The organism is Streptomyces phyllanthi (assembly GCF_009377205.1).
Classification (GTDB): Bacteria; Actinomycetota; Actinomycetes; order Streptomycetales; family Streptomycetaceae; genus Streptomyces; species Streptomyces phyllanthi.
Genome location: NZ_VJZE01000842.1, coordinates 1 through 1,704, shown reverse-complemented (window position 1 = coordinate 1,704; position 1,704 = coordinate 1). Strand labels below are relative to the sequence as shown.

2 protein-coding genes are annotated in these 1,704 nt (G+C 72.9%); one reads left to right on the top strand and one right to left on the bottom strand.

What is annotated here, in order from left to right:
* On the top strand, nucleotides 1-466 hold a 466-nt coding region (locus tag FNH04_RS45465; RefSeq protein WP_194237049.1), incomplete at its 5' end, for an RICIN domain-containing protein.
* Between the two features lie 23 nt (nucleotides 467-489).
* Here the strand turns inward: FNH04_RS45465 and hutI are convergent.
* A complete protein-coding gene (hutI, locus tag FNH04_RS45460; protein ID WP_152792069.1) occupies nucleotides 490-1,698 on the bottom strand; it encodes an imidazolonepropionase in 1,209 nt (402 codons plus the stop codon).
* Between the last annotated feature and the right edge of the window lie 6 nt (nucleotides 1,699-1,704).

Sequence of the window (1,704 nt, the reverse complement as noted above, 5' to 3'; positions counted from 1 at the left end):
CCCGAAGCCCACCCCGGCGAAGTCCGCCACGAAGAAGCCGGCGCCGAGTCCCGAGCCCCATCCGCCGAACGGCACCTACGCCCAGGTGGTGAACGCCGGCACGGGGCTGTGCCTGGACATCCGTGACGGGGCGATGGAGTTGGGCACGGACGTCATCGCGGTGCCCTGCACCTCGTCCCGGACGCAGAGATGGCGGTTCGACTCCGACCGCGGTGTCCTCCAGTCGTACGCCGACCCCGACTACTGCCTCGACAGCCGCGGCTCCGTCCAGCGGGGCGTCGGCATCTGGGAGTGCCGCTCGGTGGACGGCGGCAACGGCCGGAACCTCCGCTTCACGGTCGACGCCCAGGGCGCGATCCATCCGGCCATCGCCCCGGGGCACGCGGTGACGCCGTACGGGAGCGGTGTCGTCCTCTTCCCCGACCAGGGGCGGGAGGACCAGCGGTGGCGGGCGGGGGCTTCGTGACCGGCCCTGGCCTCGGGTAGGCCTCAGACCTCGCGTACGCCCCGCCGCCATACCGCGGACACCAGGGGGACGCCCGGCCGGTAGGCCAGGTGGACATGGCTGGGGGCGTCGAGCAGGGCCAGGTCCGCGTACGCGCCCGGGGTGAGGCGGCCGACGTCGTCGCGGCGCAGGGCCGCCGCACCGCCCGCCGTGGCGGACCAGACCGCCTCGTCGGGGGTCATCCGCATGTCCCGTACGGCGAGCGCGATACAGAAGGGGACGGACGAGGTGAAGGACGACCCCGGATTGCAGTCCGTCGACAGGGCGACGGTCACGCCCGCGTCGAGGAGGCGGCGGGCGTCGGGCCACTCGGCGCGCGTGGAGAACTCCGCGCCGGGCAGGAGGGTGGCGACCGTACGGCTGTGGGCGAGCGCGTCGACGTCCTCGTCCGTCAGACGGGTGCAGTGGTCCGCGCTCGCCGCGTCCAGCTCGACGGCCAGCTGGACGCCCGGACCGTACGAGAGCTGGTTGGCGTGGACGCGCGGGTGGAGGCCCTTCGCCCGGCCCGCGGTGAGGATCGCGCGCGCCTGATCGCCGTCGAAGGCGCCCTTCTCGCAGAAGACGTCGATCCAGCGGGCGTACGGGGCACAGGCGTCGAGCATCTCGCCGGTGACCAGGGCCACGTACGCGGCCGGGTCGTCTGCGTGCTCGGGCGGGACGACATGGGCGCCGAGGTACGTCACCTCGTCGGTGTGCCGGGCGGCGAGGCGCAGCGCGCGGGCCTCGTCCTCCACGGTGAGGCCGTAGCCGGACTTGGTCTCGAAGGTGGTGGTGCCCTGGCGGAGGGCCTCGGTGAGGTAGCGGGTGAGGTTGGCCTCCAGTTCGGCGTCCGTCGCCGAGCGCGTGGCCGCGACCGTCGTACGGATGCCGCCGGCGCTGTAGCTCCGGCCGGACATGCGGGCGTTGAACTCCCGCGTGCGGTCGCCCGCGAAGACGAGGTGGGAGTGGGAGTCGACGAAGCCCGGGATCACCGCGCGGCCCCCGGCGTCGACCCGGTTGTCAGTGGCGGGTGCTTTGCTTGATTCACCGGTCCACGTGACGCGGTCGCCGTCGATGACGACGGCCGCGTCCTGGATCAGACCGAGAGGGGAACCTCCCCCACTCTCGAATTTGCTCGAGCGGGGGGACCCCCATCCGAGGGAGGGGTCGTTGGTGACCAGCGTGGCGATGTTGGTGATGACCGTGCTGCTCATGGCGTC